We start from the raw sequence: 281 nt of genomic DNA on the forward strand, positions 1-281 counted from the left end.
CTCAATAAAATGCGCGTACCAAAAGGTTTTTGGGGAGCGAAGAAACTTCGTTTTAAACTACGTTATTGGAGAAAAACAGCGATCCAAAATAAAGTAGAAGAAATGGCGCATTATGTAGGAATGCGAATTTCAAGGGTAAACCCTAGAAACACAAGTGCATTGGCCTATGATGGTACAGGAAAAGTAGAACGTAATCATAAAAAAGACCTTGCGACATTTACTACGGGCAAGGTATATCATGCTGATCTTTCAGCTAGCTATAATATAGCGGCTCGTTACTT

At 38.8% G+C, this 281-nt stretch carries 1 pseudogene; it reads left to right on the top strand.

The window, feature by feature from the left end:
• Positions 1-281: pseudogene (locus tag GH741_RS22550) on the top strand (zinc ribbon domain-containing protein); the annotation flags it as partial.

The sequence above is a fragment of the Aquibacillus halophilus genome (assembly GCF_009649745.1).
In the GTDB taxonomy this organism is placed as follows: Bacteria; Bacillota; Bacilli; order Bacillales; family Amphibacillaceae; genus Aquibacillus; species Aquibacillus halophilus.